14 protein-coding genes are annotated in these 18,109 nt (G+C 45.7%); 7 read left to right on the plus strand and 7 right to left on the minus strand.

The genetic code is table 11. The annotated features are described in order from the left end of the window. The first annotated feature begins 182 nt into the window (after positions 1 to 182). The gene (locus tag FGT79_RS24865; RefSeq protein ID WP_138755539.1) at positions 183 to 953 is read left to right on the plus strand and encodes a DeoR/GlpR family DNA-binding transcription regulator; all 771 of its coding nucleotides are present in this window, start codon (positions 183 to 185) and stop codon (positions 951 to 953) included. A gap of 113 nt (positions 954 to 1,066) precedes the next feature. Here FGT79_RS24865 and FGT79_RS24870 read toward each other — a convergent pair whose 3' ends face one another. The 4 genes from FGT79_RS24870 to FGT79_RS24885 all read right to left on the minus strand — a co-directional run bounded on the left by FGT79_RS24870 (position 1,067) and on the right by FGT79_RS24885 (position 4,962). Continuing rightward, entirely contained in the window at positions 1,067 to 2,671 is a 1,605-nt protein-coding gene (locus FGT79_RS24870; protein ID WP_171056428.1) for a sensor histidine kinase, read from the minus strand. Positions 2,672 to 2,724: 53 nt separating this feature from the next. Next, positions 2,725 to 3,369, minus strand: coding sequence for a hypothetical protein (locus tag FGT79_RS24875; protein WP_138755541.1), 645 nt, complete (start codon positions 3,367 to 3,369; stop codon positions 2,725 to 2,727). Positions 3,370 to 3,428: 59 nt separating this feature from the next. Next, positions 3,429 to 4,199: a LytR/AlgR family response regulator transcription factor gene (locus FGT79_RS24880; protein WP_171056429.1), complete on the minus strand. Its 771-nt coding sequence runs from the start codon at positions 4,197 to 4,199 to the stop codon at positions 3,429 to 3,431. A 361-nt stretch (positions 4,200 to 4,560) separates the two neighbouring features. Beyond that, a complete protein-coding gene (locus tag FGT79_RS24885; RefSeq protein ID WP_138755543.1) occupies positions 4,561 to 4,962 on the minus strand; it encodes a VOC family protein in 402 nt (133 codons plus the stop codon). Between the two features lie 216 nt (positions 4,963 to 5,178). Between FGT79_RS24885 and csaA the strand changes: the two genes are divergently transcribed. Both csaA and FGT79_RS24895 read left to right on the plus strand, forming a co-directional pair. Beyond that, the gene (gene csaA / locus FGT79_RS24890; RefSeq protein ID WP_138755544.1) at positions 5,179 to 5,511 is read left to right on the plus strand and encodes a chaperone CsaA; all 333 of its coding nucleotides are present in this window, start codon (positions 5,179 to 5,181) and stop codon (positions 5,509 to 5,511) included. 146 nt (positions 5,512 to 5,657) lie between these two features. Further along, positions 5,658 to 6,650, plus strand: a complete 993-nt coding sequence (locus FGT79_RS24895) for an aldo/keto reductase (protein WP_138755545.1) — start codon at positions 5,658 to 5,660, stop codon at positions 6,648 to 6,650. A gap of 84 nt (positions 6,651 to 6,734) precedes the next feature. On the opposite strand, the gene FGT79_RS24900 is transcribed toward FGT79_RS24895, so the two are convergent. Further along, positions 6,735 to 8,087 carry a stalk domain-containing protein gene (locus tag FGT79_RS24900; protein ID WP_138755546.1) on the minus strand — a complete coding sequence of 451 codons (1,353 nt, stop codon included), beginning with the start codon at positions 8,085 to 8,087 and terminating at the stop codon, positions 6,735 to 6,737. A gap of 241 nt (positions 8,088 to 8,328) precedes the next feature. On the opposite strand from FGT79_RS24900, the gene FGT79_RS24905 reads away from it, so the two are divergent. Further along, a complete protein-coding gene (locus FGT79_RS24905) occupies positions 8,329 to 8,721 on the plus strand; it encodes a hypothetical protein (RefSeq protein ID WP_246096611.1) in 393 nt (130 codons plus the stop codon). A 142-nt stretch (positions 8,722 to 8,863) separates the two neighbouring features. Here FGT79_RS24905 and FGT79_RS24910 read toward each other — a convergent pair whose 3' ends face one another. Both FGT79_RS24910 and FGT79_RS24915 read right to left on the minus strand, forming a co-directional pair. Further along, a complete protein-coding gene (locus FGT79_RS24910; protein WP_171056430.1) occupies positions 8,864 to 9,796 on the minus strand; it encodes a YbjN domain-containing protein in 933 nt (310 codons plus the stop codon). Positions 9,797 to 9,851: 55 nt separating this feature from the next. Continuing rightward, the gene (locus tag FGT79_RS24915; RefSeq protein ID WP_138755548.1) at positions 9,852 to 12,632 is read right to left on the minus strand and encodes a hypothetical protein; all 2,781 of its coding nucleotides are present in this window, start codon (positions 12,630 to 12,632) and stop codon (positions 9,852 to 9,854) included. A gap of 239 nt (positions 12,633 to 12,871) precedes the next feature. Between FGT79_RS24915 and FGT79_RS24920 the strand changes: the two genes are divergently transcribed. Genes FGT79_RS24920 through FGT79_RS24930 form a run of 3 tightly spaced genes read left to right on the plus strand, consistent with a single transcriptional unit; the run spans position 12,872 to position 17,999 of the window. After that, positions 12,872 to 14,593: a cache domain-containing sensor histidine kinase gene (locus FGT79_RS24920; protein ID WP_171056431.1), complete on the plus strand. Its 1,722-nt coding sequence runs from the start codon at positions 12,872 to 12,874 to the stop codon at positions 14,591 to 14,593. 39 nt (positions 14,594 to 14,632) lie between these two features. Further along, positions 14,633 to 16,216 (plus strand): response regulator, encoded by a 1,584-nt coding sequence (locus tag FGT79_RS24925; RefSeq protein WP_138755550.1) that lies wholly within the window; start codon positions 14,633 to 14,635, stop codon positions 16,214 to 16,216. A gap of 40 nt (positions 16,217 to 16,256) precedes the next feature. Beyond that, entirely contained in the window at positions 16,257 to 17,999 is a 1,743-nt protein-coding gene (locus FGT79_RS24930; protein ID WP_138755551.1) for a type 2 periplasmic-binding domain-containing protein, read from the plus strand. The last annotated feature ends 110 nt before the right edge of the window (positions 18,000 to 18,109 follow it).

Raw genomic sequence — 18,109 nt, forward strand, 5'->3', positions numbered from 1 at the left:
GCAGGCAGTGGCTAGGTGCTGCTATATGGGAATAACAGGACGCAAAGTTCAACAGAGCTGCGAGGGACTGCCCGTGCCCCAGCTGAAAGAGTCAATTTCTTACCGGCTGGAGTTGAATGTTCCTACATGAGCATGGATAATAGAGGCATACCGGAAATTAAGGTTATCGGAGGCCAGTAGTTATGAAACCAAGCTTATATCAAGGATTAAATGCCCGACAGCAGCAGATGCTGGAGCATTTCTCCCGCGAAGGCGAGCTCCGTATTGCAGCTTTGAAAGATACTTATCAAGTAACGGAAATGACCATACGTCGCGACCTCGAAAAGTTGGAAGAAGCCGGGGCGATCAAGAGAACCTTCGGAGGCGCGATTTTCGTCGGCAAAGATATCGCACTGCAGGAGAGAGCCGGTATTCTGACGGAAGAAAAGGCCAAGATCGGCCGATATGCCGCCAGCCTAATCAGCACGGGAGAATCGATATTCATCGATGGGGGAACGACAACGCTGCAGCTGGCCAAATTTTTGCCGCCCGGCATGAATATTACCGTCGTTACGAATGCGCTAAACGTAGCCGCGGAATTGTCCGGCAAGCAAATTCCGGTGCTTGTGACCGGTGGCATGCTGCTGGAAGCAACGAATTCTCTTGTCGGTCCGATCGCTGCGCAGAGCTTAGTGAGCATGGCGTTTGATCGTGCTTTTCTTGGGGCGACCGGCCTCAATATCGAGCATGGTTTTAGCAATTCTAATATTTATGAAGCTGAGATTAAACAGACGGCTATTCGCCAAGCCTCGGAAACGAATATTTTGCTGGATCATACCAAATTCGGAGCTAAGGTGCTCGTATCCTTCGTACCTTTGTCCGGTGTAGATCGGATCATATCGGATCAATGGCCGGATGAGAGTCTGAAATTGGCGTGCCGAGAGGCGGGAGTCCGAATGGAAGTGGCGAATTAGGTAATAGTTGCAGACTTGTGTCCCGAGTGGGCATCCGAATCGCTACTTTCTTACAGAAGCAATAAGGCAAAAAAGTTGGAACGGAAACGAGAACATTTCCTTCCAACTTTTCCTTACAGCGAAAACTCAGCAGTAAATTGTGTGCCATCGTCATTGGAATAATCCAAGGTTAATTTACCGTCGTACTTCTTCGTTAATTGGCCGATGATTTGTAACCCAAGCCCAGTGCCGGTTTTCTTCGTAGTAAATCCTGGTTCAAATATTTTTTGCTTTAATGCTGCTGATATTTCTGGACCATTATTAAATACTTTGAATTTGAGGGTTTGCCCTTCTGCAATGCCACTAACTTTTACTTTGGACGGTTCAGCATTCATATTTTCGAGTACGGCTTCAAAAGCATTATCAATCAAATTGCCTAATACAGAAACAATTTCATTCTCTTTAATGTGCTTTATATTGATGTCCCGAAAATCGAGTATATCAAAGGTGAAATCGATTTTTTTCGTTGCAGCATAGGCAACTTTTGCTTGTATCAGTCCCATTATCGGCGGACAATTAATGTTCAAGATCTCATTAATCGAGGTAGCCTCTTCAACTAAAGTTGAAGTGTACGTTATGAGATCATCATACTCCTTCATACTGACAAGTGCATGAACCGTGGTCATATGGTTATTAAAGTCATGTCTTTGCCATCTTAATGATTGGAATAAGCTATCCAAGCTCCCTCTATAGGAAGATTCAATGGTATGTAATACTTGTTCTCTTCTGTACAGAAAAACCCGATAAACGATAAAGCATAAAATTAAAAACAGAGCAGAACTCAGTATGATCGCATAAACGTATTTAATTACCTGGTCATAAAGTACTCGCTCCAAGAGGGAGTAATCCGATATTAAAAAAAGAACGTAGCTCTCGTTTTCGAATGCAAGAGGCATAAAATATTTCTCATACTTCTTGCCATTTATTTCTTCAATGTAGAAGTTTTTCTCTCCAGAATGGGTTACTTTCTTTACATAATCAATATCATTTTTATTCGCAAGTTTATAAGATCCATCAGTAACCATGTTTTGGATTCCATTAAAATGATTATTTGTCGTTTCAGTTAATATAAATTCTAATGTAAGGGGTTTATCATGATACAGATTTACAGGGTTATTATGAAGCTGAGCAATATGCTCGCTTACCCTTTTCGATATATCTGCAGGGATATTTGATTTAGAATCAATTTGTATGACGTAATCATTGGCATTCGATTGATAGTAAAAATGTGTAAGGCCATTTATATCGTGTATTACTGTTAGACCCTCATCTAGTCGGAGATCTTTAGGGCTTTCAGATGCGATGTTCACAAGCTTTCTTTCACCGAAATTACGGGTATTTACAGCTATAGAATCAAGTTTAAATTCATTTACGATTTCCACAAGGATTTCTTCATTTATTCTCAAAAAACGTGCGCCCAACTTCGTCTCGATCATTCGCATTACACCTGTCATATACGAATTCTCTACACGTTGAATGATCGAATCGCTTTCTTTGATTTGTCCGATATGCTGCCTTACGTATTCGGCCTGTACGTCTAACCTCTTATTGGCTTCTGAGATTAACGCGTCTTTTGTTAAGAGCAAATAAGCTATATTCGTAATCAGAAATAGAAACATAAAGATCAATAATGCAGAAAGAGACACCTTGAATTTTTGTACTTTACGTAGAATACCCACCGAAATGATCCCCCAATATATCATCCATCACGTTTGCATTTATGCTGATTCGTCTATGATCCATCCCCGAACATCACATATGCAGCCGATTCGAATATCTCTTCTAGCGTGAACTCATTATTATCTAATAATTCCATCACACGTGTTTGACCATAAATTTGAATGAGAACAGTAACGATTAGCTTATGATCTGAACGCATTGATTTATATAATTTTCCGAATTTGACTACATTAGAATTGCTCCAGAATGAGAAAACATTATCCCCATTTTCTTTAAGACTGAAGTGCGTCCCATCTGGATGCAGAATGTACCCGCCTAACTGATCTTGATCCATTAATAGCTGCTCCATCGCATTCATCTCATAATCCAAGAAAGTAACTAAACCCTGTTTCTTTAATTCGTTTTCAATCGTTTTTTTTCTTTCTAATGAAATACTCCTGAATAATCTAAAAGACAACGTGCCTCTGGTGATCAACATATCTAAACCTTTATTTATTTGGAGGGAATCAAAATAGGGACTAAGTACATTATTTTTAGGGAATATCTGATTTAAGTAATATTCTACTTGTTGAATGGTTGGCCCATCGTACCAATAACAATGTAAGTTATCATCATAATAGTCGAATCGAAATAATGTACCTAGAAATGAAATACGTATTTCACTTTTAATTTTTTCTAATCGTATCGTCAGATCCATTGCTATTCTCCTAGTCTTCAAATGTGCTGGTCTACTCTATGAAATCATCATTTCATAAATTACCTTACTTCAAATTGATATTTTGCATAGCGTGTTTCAAATTCTTTTCTTTTTGTACGAGTTAAGTCGAACTTAACATTATTTGCTTTCATTTGAATAACATACGTCCCAAAAAGATTCTTACTTGCATATGCATGTCTAATGAACTTCAAGTTAACTAAGCTAGACGGGTTTGGTGAGAAAATGTGCTCGGAGCATTGACTCTGAATGTTCGAAAGAGAATTACTGACTTCAATGCCCGTTTCCTTACCACCGTCAAAAGTTACGATGGTCTTATGTTCACCTTTCATTTTCGTGGCGTATAAGAAATTATTCTCATTAATAAATATCGTACGATGATTACTTTTCAATTGAATGATTTTGCAAGGAGTTGACTTCGTATAGACCAAATCTTTTCCTATTATTATTCGCGCCTTTTCAACTGCAGATGTGATTCTTTCAAACGAAACGGGTTTGGAGATAAACTCAATGCTATTCATTGTGATTCCTTCCAGCACTAGTTTCGAATCTTGTGTACCCGAGATCATAATCAAATAGGGAGATAAACCACTCTCCAAAACTTTCTTGTAAGCAGCAATACCATCTATACCCTGCAACCCAATATCTAGAAACAATAAATCAGGTTCGTTTTGTATGCAATCTCGAACAAACTGATCACCTGAGCTGGTAGAACTTATAATCTTCAAATCAAGCTGCTTCGCATAAATTTCCAGCAGCTTTCTAATTGCCTCCTGATCTTCAGCTATAATAACGGATAATTGACTATTCAAATCTTCACCCTCAATTCCGACGAAGCATCTTCGAATATGTAGTAGGACTATGGTCTTGATAATTAACAAGAAGCTTCAAACTGTCGTATAGAAAAAGAGCTATCTCCTAATAGAGAAAGCTCATTTCACAATATATTCCTTGTTTATAATAGCATAATACTCATCCTTATGTACTAAGTAATTGGAGTAATTTATCGAATGGTATAATAATTTGTCGAATAATGTAGATTAATACCCTCAATTTGTCTAATTCTCTTAATACTCACAGCCCATACAGTGGACTGAGAAAATATAGTTATCTATTGAAAGATAGGGAGTGAAAAACGCCGGTGACCCTGAGCAGGTGACCGGCGTTTCCGTATTAGCGTTTTGGCATTTTGCTCTCATCCATGTACAGCAGATTCCAGCGGTGACCGTCCAGATCGGCAAATCCTGCACCGTACATCCAGCCGTCAATTTCGCTCGGCTTGCCAAAGATGCTTCCTCCAGCAATCTCTACTTTTTGGATAAAGGCATCTACTTCTTCTCTGCTTTCAGCGCCAATGGAGAATATGACTTCTGCGCATTGGGAAGTATCTGCAATTTTTGAACCTGTAAATTTCTCAAGCGTTGCATTCGGGAACAGCAAAATCGTTGTTTGGCCTATGATGAGCTGGGCTCTCACGTTACCAACGTTCTCTGCATGAAATCCAATCTCATTGAAAAAGGCAGTTGAACTCTCAACATCTTTGACCGGGAGATTAATCCAAATCTCCTTTGACATGGCAGTAGCCTCCTGTAAAATATTTTCAATCCCTCCTACTATACGCTACTCCAAGCAGCAGAAGCGAATCTTATAAATGGAGCCAGTCGAATCATTGTAAGTTGCAGATCGTATGCCCGAAAATGGATACAAATCTGTGGTATGCTGATTTTATTAGGTATGGAGAAATATTTGGGTCAAAATTATTAAACTACAATCTGGATTGGAGATTGCACAATGGCAACAATCGAAGATTTCTTAGAACTCGATATTCGTGTTGGAACAATTACAAAAGCGGAGTTTTTTGCAGAAGCAAAAACACCCGCTATTAAACTTGAGATTGATTTTGGAACAGAGATCGGTATTAGAACATCTAGTGCACAAATTACGAAACGATACAAGGCTGAGGAAATGATCGGGAAACAAATAGTAGCTGTCATTAACTTTCCTCCCAGGCGTATAGCTGGTTTCAAATCAGAAGTATTAGTACTAGGAGGAGTGTTGGGAAAAGGGGATGTAGTTCTCTTGAAACCAGACAGTACGCTGCCGAATGGAACTCCTGTTGGTTGATTTGGGAATCCTGACAGCAAAGCTTTCTATCTTATTTTCTGGTATTCTACAAGTGAAAGCTGAAAAAGGCGGAAGCGATCATGTCCGCAGAACTGATTATTGGATTTTGAGGAAAGCTATTAATTTATCGTTAAGGAGGGATTCCAATCGAATACGTGAAACTTGGAAATACCGGTTTGGATGTTTCAAGGCTTTGCCTTGGATGTATGGGCTTTGGTGAACCTGGACGAGGATTTCATAAATGGGTGCTTGATGAAGAGAACAGCCGTCCTATTATCAAAAAAGCTTTGGAGCTTGGTATCAACTTTTTTGATACGGCAAATGTCTACGCAGAGGGAACAAGCGAGGAAATTGTTGGTCGTGCAATTAAGGATTATGCTAACCGGGATGAGATTGTCCTAGCGACAAAAGTGTTCTCCCGCATGCACGAAGGTCCAAACGGCTCCGGTCTATCCCGAAAGGCTATTATGAGTGAAATAGATAAAAGTCTCAAACGTCTTGGGACCGACTATGTCGATCTGTACCAAATTCATCGCTGGGATGACCATACGCCAATTGAAGAGACGATGGAAGCCTTACACAATGTAGTAAAGGCTGGTAAGGCAAGATACATTGGGGCTTCTGTCATGCATGCTTGGCAGTTTCAAAAGGCTCTATATGTCGCCGAAAAACACGGGTGGACCCGATTTGTGACGATGCAAAATCACTACAATCTGATCTACCGTGAAGAGGAAAGGGAAATGATGCCGTTATGCAAGGCAGAAAAAATCGGTGTTATTCCATTTAGTCCTCTTGCATCAGGCAGATTGACTCGGGATTTGCAGGAAACCACACAACGCTCTGAAAACGATCAGATACAAAAAGCTAAGTATGATGCGACCGTGGAGGCCGACCGAATCATTATCGATCAGGTTGCAGCAATTGCGGCAAGGCGTAACGTCACTCGCGCTCAAATTGCACTTGCATGGCTGCTGCAGAAGGAACCGGTTACAGCTCCTATTATTGGTGCGACGAAAATGACTCACCTAGAAGATGCGGCTGCAGCCCTTTCGATTCGTTTGACCCCTGAAGAAATTTCTTTACTGGAGGATTCGTATGTGGCTCATCCGGTATATGGGTCTAATGCTGGTTTTAAATAATGGGCAGATTAGCGTTCAGTCCCGATGAGCATCATGTCATCGGGACTTTATTTAATTCTAGAGAATGTAATCATTAAGGAGTGGTCATTTGGAAGTAATGATCGCTACATCACCCTTCGCCGCATTCCACTCCACTGTAGCTCCGAGAGATTGTGACAGAAACCGCAGTGGTACGTATGTCTTGCCGTTCACATAGGTTGGTGCCGTGCTCATCTGTACTTTCTTTCCATCAAGGATGGCAGTCTTGCTGTATACGGTCAGTTGAATGACCTGCTTGCCTCGTGTTGCCGTTATGCTGCCGTTGTTGTATGCTACCTTGGTACCGAAAATCTCGAATAGTTCCCTCATGGGGACAAGCAACGATCCGTCACGCATGATCGGTGCGGATGCCAGCGGTAGGTTAATGCCGTTCCAGGTGACGGTAAGCTCATGCTGCACAGGTAATATTTTAGGAGATGCATTCACCGGGCTGTCTTTATCGTAATTAATATTAGTTCCGCCCCAATACCAAACCTTACCGCTTGTGTCCAGTGCCAGACCGCTGTTGATTGACCGCGCCGCAGCTTTCGCGATATTGCTCAGTCCCTTCAGCTTAATGGAAGAGCTCGTATTGGCTGCATTCCATGAGGCGTTCCAGACCTGTCCATTCGAGTCGACCACGAGGCTGTGAAGCTGTAACCCATACCCGGCATCAATGGAACGGAATGCTCGGTTGCTTGCGACCTGCTGCAGTTCAGCGCCATAATAACTATACCAAAGGCTGCCGTCCTCTCCGAGAACGAATAGAGCGCCGCGATTTACAAACATCGCATTCTCCGATATAGATGCCGCTTTGCGATTTCCTGGAAGTCGGTAGCTGTATGTGCCGGAATGAATATTATCCCCATAATAAAACTGCTCAATGAGACCGTTCTTGCGGGCGAAGGCGAGATTCGTATTGATATCCGCGTCAACGATATCCTGGGCAATAAGGACAGGCTTATCCAACAGCGGATCGCGGGCCTCGTTATCAGTGCAAATAGTTGATGCCAATTTGGAATCCGCCGCAAGCGCGACCTGGCAGCTTTGCCCCCATGCCCAAAGCTTGCCGCTCTCATCCAAGGCAATGCTTCCAGCGTTGCTGCTTGCAATCTTGCGAATGCTAGGCAAACCCTGAACCTGTGAAGAGTCAGAGGAATCTTCGCTCCACTCCCAGACCGTCCCATCTTTCTTAAGCAGCAGCTTGGAGGTTACTTTGACAGCACCGGGAACACTTGGTCCACGTTTGGCGAAGCTGTTGCCTTGCCAATACCACACCGTACCGTTCTCGTCCAGCGCAATCCCAACTCCATCCCCGTCGGCCGTAAAAGCAATGTCCACAATACCGCGCAGTGTACGGCCTTCATTTGAAGCGGGACTAGCGGCGTAAGCAGTAGCAGCAAGTGAACTAAACAACATAAGGCTTATTGCAAAAGCTAGTAATTTTTTCAGAATAGGAACCTCCCCTTATTTTTCTTATTACGATAGACGATTAAATGTTGTAAAATGTTTTAATTTTATGGATATAAAGAAAATATTGGTGTAATTATCGCGGCCGGATTTGATTTCATGCTCGATAGATTTAATATCTCCGGTGTTCAGACGTTCAATGAAGGTATAGCGAATCTCCGTACCGCCTTCAGCCGCCATCGAAATTTCGATGGAGCTTGCTTCGGAAGCGCCCGGCTTAAGAGACTATTGGCCTTCGGATATTGCATTCACGTTTAATGGCATCTCTCTAGGTACATGGACAAGTCCGGCTGATTTCGGAAGAGCTGCGAGGGGGAGGCTCACACCTGCATGGTGGCATCGCAATGTGAATCAATACGGGCTATTGAAGACTATTCGAATTGACACAGCGGGGACATTTATCGATGAAGAACGAATGTCGGACGTGATTCTCGCGGATTTGAAGCTGGACGAACCGTTCTGGACGCTTCGTTTCGCGGTTGATGAGCATGCTGTTCATGTAGGAGGGTTGACGCTCTATGGTGCGGGCTTCGGCAACCACGATCAGGATATTATAATCCGTGTTCACCTTAACGATGGTTAAATGGAGAGAGCGGTTCAAATGTTGAAGCATAAGGATTTGAAGATTAGTGAAGTTGCACATGAGGTTGGTTACTCCATCCCGATGATGCCGTATCTGAACAGAAAAGAGGCGTGAGCTTAGCTCATGCCTCTTTCTATTAGGCTCATTCTATTAACTGTGCCAGTTCGGCAAAATACATATCCATAACCGCCATGTTCGTCGTTAGCAGGTTACTCAGCAGCTCCCTGCTCAGACGGTCCTGCTCAACGTCAATTCCGCTGCGAAAGCGCAGCTCGCCGTCTGTGAGATCCATCTCAAAGCAGCCAATCGGTAAATTGTAGTTTGTCTCGGTCATCCAGTCCATAGCTTGCGACCTTCGAGCTTCAGGTACCTTAACCGGGTAAATCGAATAGATGAGACATAGACTTTTTTCCTCATCCGTTGCGATGAGGACCGTCCATTGTCCTGTTTCTCCGCTAAACTTCACGGAAAGCAATTCGGGATCCTCGCGAAGAAAGCTCCAATTCCAGCCGCTAAGCAGTTGATCGACGGTTTCATGCATATCTCCTTGAACGATAGCTGCTGTGGCAGCACTTGAGCTTGATCTTGAAGCTTCGGCCCACTGCGTTCGGAAGCCGTGTTTGAGCTTACCTTCATCAGCTAATTCCTCAGGTAGACTCATCTCCTGCTTAATTTCAGTAGCCAGCCAATTTTCACTTGTATATAGTTTAACGTTCATATCATCAGTTGAGGGATTAAGTAAAGCTTTAATGATGTCCTCGCCGCTCGTCGTTTCCTGTAAAAACTGTTCTGCGATTCCTTTGCGGAGCAAGAGTTGCAGCTCCACAGGCAGCTCCAAGTCGAAGCTGCTGACGGTTAATCCCCCGATAGCAGCAGGATGCAGCGCGAACCATTCACCCTCGACAATATCCAGAAAGGCAGCTGAGCCCAGCTCAAGGCGTAGGGTACAGCGCCTTGAATCCCCGTCTGCAAACAGCCTAATTTCTTGCAGCTGTGCTGGAATCGATTGGCCAGCCAATGTGGTAAAGACAATAGGATGGTCAAGGATCAGCTTTTCATTACTTGGTTTGCTCATTGTGATTACCATCCCTTCTTCTCTGCACTAGCAGTCGTTCTGCGTCAGAGAGGAGTTACTTTTCAAGACCGGCTAAGCCGCCAGTCAGGCCATCTTGGTTAAAGCCAATTTTACCGATTCGTTTGGATTTCTCCACTTCAACGGCGACGATACCTGCGTCAATCGAAAGTGACTTCACTTGGCTTGCGCTTAATGCAATTTCCCAATCACCGGCAGTTCCAGCCGCGTCCCATTCTTTCTCGAATGCAATAGCTAGCTGCAGCGAGTTGGACAAACCAATCTTGCCGACTTGCTCGATATCGCTGGCAGAGCTGTCTTGTCCAGGCAGCCAGCTGCGAATGGTATCATTAACGGTTTCGTCGCCGGTAATTTTCTCGGATAGACTTGCCCCGATGCTGTCGAAATGGCTGCCCATAAACAAGGCGTCGCTGCCCGAATCTAGGACAGAGCCAGCAGCACGGGTACCGTCCATCGCGGGCCCTCCGTGAGTGCTCTTATATTTGGCTTGAATAAGCGCAACCAGGTTTTTCAAGCTGCCGACAGATGCTGTGACGATTTTGCCAGCTATTTCGGCAAACTTACTCGTCTCTTCACCGAATTGTGCAGGGACGTTGGCCGATAGGCCGAGGTTGAGCTCTCTTAACCTGCCCGAGGAGAAGGTCATAGCCCCTTCAAGTCCAAAGGCGACCTTTGTACTGCCAAGCGTAACGGTAACCTCGGTTGCTCCTTCTACGACATGACGGACCTCGCCCTTGCCGATCCGTTTGGTACGATCCTCAAGCGAGGTATGGCCCAGACTTTTGTCATCAACCAGTTTCTTGTTATAGCGGCTTAAATATTTGTAGGCTAATTCAGCAGAAAACTCAGCTACACCAGCGTTCGCTTCCATACCTAATTGTACAAGCACGCCAATATCAACAGCGTTGTCGCCAGTCATATCCTGCTCTTCGATCATCATTGCCCATTTCTCGGCTTCTTCAAGCTTAGAGCTGCCCGACCTGCCGCCTTGTCCATAGAAGAAATCTGGCGCCGATTTAGGAACGATAGGTGAGGAGCGCATTTGTCGGTACAAGCCATAGGACATCAAATTCATCACGTTTGTTGTCGTTTTGCCTGACGCGTCGAGATATACGCCTAGTCTAAAGTTCGCATCTAGACCGAACGTTTGGAAGCCTGCCCCGAAAGTAAGCTGTGTATTACACGAAACCTCATCTTCCTCCCGTTCGGCTTCTCCGCCGAATGCAAACAGAAAGTAGAGACCAGGCGCGCTAGGAACGGGTATTTTCAATTCAACGGAAAGAGAAGCGGAATCGCCTGCAGATGGCACGGCAAGATCTACAATTCTCCCCAGCTTGGCGAAACCGCTGTTCAAGTTGTCCGCGGTTACAGATTCAATGGCTTGTGTAGCAATGTCATCGCTGGTTACTTTTGTTTTAACATTATCTTTAAGTCCGCTCATTTCCGGATTCTGAGCAGGCGGTGTCTTTTTGACTAAATCACGTGCTTTTAAGACGGCTTTAGGTTGATTGACGACTAGCAGCTTGTTAGCCTCTTGCATAGCGCCAGCAATGGCGGCTTTTTTTATCTTCTCTGTAGTGGATGAGTTCCCCTTAACGATGTCGTATGCAGCAGATTTCCCTGCTTCGTTAAGCTTAATTTTTGTCGTGTCCTTAGGCACAGTCGCTTCAATAATGAGCTTGGCCTTATCTTCCATAACTTTATCCACCGAGCCTTTGGCAAGCTTGAAGGCTTTGGTTTTGGCCATCATGGACTTATACTCTTTGGCCATTGGGGTTGAACTGGCAACTGCGGCGTCAATATCCGTATTGGCCTTCTCACGGGCAGCATCCTTGAGCTCTTGGCGGAATGCATTCAGTTCTTTCGATCTACGGAATTCGCCTCGACCAACGCCAAGCTTAGAGAGAACAGCCGTTTTAAGCGGATTGGCTAGCGCGTTCTCATAAATTTCGTCCGTATTCAGTCCAGCAGACAGAGTCCCGTTCGTATCCATAGTACTTCGATCTGTGACTGCACTTTTACCAGCATCCCCGACGTCAACAGTAGCATCAAGAAAATTGGAGCCCGCGCTCTTAACCTTATTACTAACCGTTCGCTTCGATTTCGTAACAGAGGTTGAAAGAAGGGAGGAAGTAAGCTCTTTTACTTTCTTATTAGCGGCAGCTAGCGCATTCGTCTTCTGCTGGTCAAGCTCTTGACTCGTTTTTGGGGCTACTGTATCGAATCCTTGCTTGGTAACATTCTCAAAATCTGCTTTCTTGGAATCGGGAAGTTCGGTATCCGTTAATTCACCTGCATATTTAAGCAGCGACTGATCAACGCCGGCTTTGGTAAACTCACTCGCGTATTTTTTCGCATCGGTTCTGGCTTGGTCAGATACACTGGCAGTGGCATCCATATTGCTTTTTACGGCTTCTGTTGCTTTGGCATCTAGACTGGTGCGAATACTGGCCGCCTGACTGTCCTTACTCAGAAATAGCCCTAGCTGACCTTTGACTTTCTGCCTTGTATCATCAAGCGCAGCTTGGGCAATTCCGGGAGACTGAGCATCCCGGTAAGCTGCGAGCTCTGCTCTTCGTAATTGTTCAGGTGTCTGTGCGGGCGGCGTGGGTGTTCCACTGCCAGAGCTTCCTCCTGCTCGCTGGATCACCATACCTTGCAGGGCGCGGTTGCCTGCTGTTCTTTGCAATTGCAGAATTTGGCCTTGTGACATAGAAGAAGGATTCATAATCGGGCCGGCCGGTGCAGTATGACCTCCGCTTACCGGTGCGGCTGTAGTTGTGCTTGTTGATTTATTAGCTTCTATCCTTTCCTGCACGAGTGAACCTCCTGTACCTATGTTACTTTCAAGTATGTAATAGATAAAGATTGAATTCGCTGGCAAACAGGATAAATCCTGCATTTACTAAAAATTTATCCATGTTTTCATTAGGTATGAAATACTAGGTATTCCCGCTTACACTTCTAATGTAAAACTAACAATTAATATTGTAAACGCTTCCAAATTATTGTAATATATCGAATGAAGTGTACTTTCAGAACAAGGATGGAATGACTATGCGAATCAAGTTCAACATCTTTCAGAAATTGCTTGTGTTGCTGCTGATTCTGCTGACCCCGGTCGTAGCGCTGTACTATTATTCAACGTATAAGAGCATCAATGTTATACAGGAGGAACTCATCAAGGCAAGCTTGAATCAGATGGAGCTCTTCATGACACAATTGGATGCCAGCATAGAGAAGTTCGATCTGGTCTCCGCACCCATGCTCGTTGATACGAATGTGCTGGAGTACCTGTACCACTTTAATAAGAGCGATTTTTCCCTCATGAAAACAAGACTGCTGATTCAGGAGAAGCTGTCTCTGGCCAGCGCGTCGGGCAACTGGCGCAATGATATGACCATCTATTTTCCACAACGTGGCGATAGTATATCCTCCTCTCCTTCCTATGAATATGATGTGGCAGAGTTTGAGAGACGGTTCTCACTGGGGTGGAGCTACGGTGAAGATTTGGGAATAGGGGCAGGTTTTACTCGTACCTATGTCACTACGGGATACAAGCCGGACCGTTCGAATGAGCTGGATGTTGCCGTTCGCATTAACCTGTACAAGTGGAGCTTCGAGAATTTGCTCGATACCTACAAGTCGGGCCACTCCAACAATCCGTTTTTTTACAAAGAGGGACATGCCCCTATCGCCAGTCGATCCGTAGAAGGGGTGAGGATGGACGGAATCGTCGCAGAGCTGGGTGACAGAGTCAATAGCCGTACTTCAGGTTTTTTAATCCATTCCTTCGATGGCAGGCCTTATCTAATTACCTATTATTATTCCAGCCTTCTGGATTGGCAGCTCATTGATTCCGTTCCACTCGACCAGATCATCGGACCGATCAAGCAGCAGCGAGTATTATTCGGAGCGTCTTCGATCATTCTGCTGCTTTCTGGTATCGCCGCCGCGTCTGCCTTGTACTGGAACGTACAGAGACCGATTTTTCGTCTTGTGCACGCGGTACAGCAGATCAAGCGCGGTGATTATGCGTACCGTCTGCCTAAGAAATCGAACAATGAATTTGCATTCCTGATGCAAAACTTTAACGAGATGGCGACACAAATTCAAAATCTCATCGAGAATGACTTGCAATCTCGCATTCTTGCTCGTGATGCAACGCTGAAGCAGCTGCAGGCGCAGATACATCCTCATTTTCTGTACAACTGCCTGGGCTTTATCATTAACATGACCAAAATGGGAAAGGACAGGGCAGTCATGGATATGGCGTATCACCTAGCCGACTATTATCGCTATACAACACGGATGGACAATAAGGGAGTCAGCATGGCCGAAGAGCTTGCGTTCGTACGCATTCACTTGGAGATTCTTAGGCTGCGCAATGAGACGCTGACCTACAGCATCGAGCTGCCGCAGGAGCTGGAGGAGATTCGCGTTCCTCGGCTGCTTATTCAACCGATTGTAGAGAACGCGCTAGTGCATGGACTGGAGAACGTCGACTACCCCGGCAAGGTGGAAATTAGAGTCTATGTCCAGGAAAGCCTGGTGCACTTGGAAGTAGAGGATAACGGCAAAGGACTGACTTCGGAGCAGATTGATGGTCTTCAACGGGATCTTCTTATCCCAGCCGGCGAATATGCAGGCTGCGGCCTATGGAATGTGTATCAGCGACTACAAGGCAATTACGGCTCAGACGCTAGAATCACGATGAATCCGTCCGGGCTGGGCGGATTAACCGTGAGGTTAGTTTGGAGATTGGATATTGAATACTGATTACTGAATACTGGAGTCGAAACGATAAGGAGGAAAGCCGTGAATAGCCTGCTTGTAGTTGATGATGAGAGACATTATGCAGACAGTTTGGCGGATACAATTCCATGGGCGAAGCTAGGCATCTCCCAGGTTTTGAAAGCTTACAGTGCAAGCGAAGCGCTTGCGCTGATGGAATCATTTCCTGTCGACATCCTCATGACGGATATCCATATGCCGCGCATGAACGGCCTAGAACTAATCGAGCAGGCAAGGCGGCGCATTCCTCAATTGAAATGCTTGCTGCTCACAGGCTACGCGGACTTTGATTATGCCCGCAAAGCGATTGAGCTTCAAGCGCTCGATTACCTGTTGAAACCGGCTAAGGACGAGCAGCTATTAGAGACGATGGGGCGAATCGTTAAGCAGCTTGAGCAGGAGCGAGCAATTGAACAGGGCTTCCGTATCTATTTAGACAACAGCGCAGAGCTGAAGGCAGGATTGCTGCTCAAGGTGCTTAGTGGCACTCTGAATGGCGAGGTGCTTGCGGAGAAGCTGAAGCTGTTCGATCTTCCGCTGCTGATGCCAGGTCATGTCTTACTTTGCCTCGTTAGGCTGGGCTCTCCCTTTGATGAACAAGATATTTACTCACAGTCCTTGGTAAGGTTCGCGGTAACGAACATGCTGGAAGAGCTGCTGATGGAGCGGTATGATTGCTGGTCGGCTGTGGATGAAGAAGGAACTCTGCTTGTTGTGGTGTACGACCTTTCGGACGCACCACCGAATCAAGAGTGGTTGCACGAGCGGCTAGAGCAGCTAAAGCGAGAAGTGCAACGCTTACTGAAAGGAGAAATATGTGTTGGGGAAGCCGACTGTAACTTCCCTGATGGGCTGCAAGCTAGTTATATGGCGGCAGTAACACGCTTGGACAAGGACAGCAGTTCGTCCGCACAAGTACCTGAGCGGAACGAGGGGGAAGCGCGTCTTATGCGAAAACTCTACGAAGCGCCTCTTTTGACGCATCTTTTAGAGACGGAGAAATGGGAAGAGGCGGAGGCCAAAATCCGCTCATTCGTGTCGCCGTTGCTCCACACAGGCTCTCCTGATCTCATGCGCGACGTTTTTTTCTTTCTGTCGAATGCATTTCAGTATATCGCGAATCGCAGCGGTAGGACGCTGACTCAGGTGCTCACTCCTAGGCAGTCCGCTTATGTAAAGGGGAAAGCGATGCTGCACGCGGCGCAATTAGAAAGCTGGGCACTAGATGCGCTGCACACGCTTCGCGATAAGCTGGGCGAGGAATCCGAAGATCACAGCTTGTCGATTGTCCGGAAGACGCAGTCTTACATCCAAAAGGAGCTTGATAAGGACTTATCGCTTACGATGCTGGCTAGGCGCGTCTACATTCATCCGAACCATTTGTCAAAGCTTTTTAAGCAATGTACGGATACTACCGTTTCCCAGTATATTTACGAACAGCGCGTGCTCAAGGCTTGCGAGTTGCTCAAGCATACCAATAATAAAATTTACCATATCGGTGAAAACGTTGGTTACCCGAATACAAACTGGTTTATTCGCAAATTCCGTGACTATTATCAGGTGACACCGCAGGAATACAGAGACAGATACCGATCGGGAATGGAGTGATTAATAACCTATTAATCGTTAAAGGGGGAGAGTAAGGCTAGTGAAGGAGAAAAGGAGATTAATATTCATTCTATTGGGAGTGCTGATAGGGAATCTATTGCTTGTTGGCTGTGTAAATAGCAGTACTAAGACGACCAAGCGCACTTCAGAGGGTGATGAAGTGAAGCCGATATGGGACTTTCGATATGATCCGCCGATTACGATTACAACGGCTATTGTGGACGAGAATCGGCCTAACGCGTTCAAGCCGGGGGAGAGCCTCACGGACAACGTGCATTCCCGCTGGATGGATGAAAACTTAGGAATCATTACGAAGTTTGACTGGATCGTCAGCAAGTTTGAGGACGCGGATACAAAAGTTCGGCTGGCGCTGGCTGTGAACGGCAAGCTGCCGGACACCTTCGGTGCAGATGGGGTCATTCTGAAGGATTTGCTCAAAGCCGACAAACTGCTTCCGCTCAACGATGCCATTGAGATATTTGCACATCCTAAGCTAAAGGAAGCGATTGAGAAGTACGCGTATGTCATGACGGAGGTAACCAAAGACGGTATGATCTACGGTATTCCCCGTTTCAACGTGGGCGATGAAGGAGCGGTCATGTGGATTCGCAAGGATTGGCTCGAGAAGCTTTCGTTAAAACCACCGACGACAATTACCCAGTTGGAGAACGTACTGAAGGCTTTCTCTGAACAAGACCCTAACGGGAATGGCAAAGACGATGAAGTTGGCCTGTCGGTTACGCTGAAGGATGGTCCATGGAGCTGGATGGGGCAGACCGACGTGATAGTCGGTGCTTTTTCTGGGCAGATGATTAGCACATTGGACATCAAACTGTTCTGGAATGAGGATGAAAATGGCAACCTAGTGTATGGCGCTGTTCACCCGGATGCCAAGAAATATTTGGAGACGATGGCATCCTGGATGGCGAAGGGTTACATAGACAAGGATGCAGGTATGAAGGACTCGAGCAAAGCGTCTGAGTTTGCGGTCAAAGGAATGGCGGGCGTCATATTCGGCCCGTTCTGGATGGGGGCCTGGCCGCTTGGGGACACGATGAAGGTTGAGCCAGAAGCGAACTGGCAGGCGTATCCCATTCCCGCCGGACCGGATGGACGAAAGGGCAAGGCGCAGAAGTCGTTGTATGGCGGCTACACGGTATTCAGCAAAGACTTTAGCCACATTGAAGCTTGGTTTGCCTATTACAACAAGCTTCTTGCCAAAAGCTTTGGCCCGGAAGATGCCTATTTCGATCCTCGCTTCGCGAAAGGATTTCACGAGGGCTACGATTATGTAATGAAGGATGATAAGGTCATTACCGTCAATTTCGAAGCTGAAGGCGTACCGAGCTACGAATGGCCGCTTGCGGACGGGTCATCTATAGATATACGTTGGATGCTGTATCCGTTGACCGGGGGCGCACCGACGCTGCCGTATATGAATGAAGATGCGATAAAAAAGTTGCTGCAGAATGCAAATGCCGAGGTGATGACACCGATTGAACAGGGAATCAAAGGGCTGAATTCGGCCCAACTGATGGCAGCTGGAGTCGCCATTTCTGAGCAGGAGCTCGAAATTCCAAACCGATACCACGGGCCGTTAACAGATGGGATGGGGAAGCATGGTGTGTTCCTGCAGAAGCTCGCAACGGAGAGCTACTTGAACATTATTTATGGAGAAAAGCCGCTTTCCTACTTTGATGAATTCGTTGACCAATTTTACGAGAATGGCGGCGACGTGATTACGAAGGAAGTGAACGATTGGTATAAGGCGAACAAGCCATAATGGCATTTCGTTCACCAGACAGAGAGGAGGCCGCATTCGGTTCATGGAATGCGGCTCCTTTTTTTAATAGGAAGATGAATGCAATTGCTTGTTTTCTTCTATGATTGTTT

Origin of the sequence: Paenibacillus sinopodophylli (assembly GCF_005930355.1) — a bacterium.
In the GTDB taxonomy this organism is placed as follows: Bacteria; Bacillota; Bacilli; order Paenibacillales; family Paenibacillaceae; genus Pristimantibacillus; species Pristimantibacillus sinopodophylli.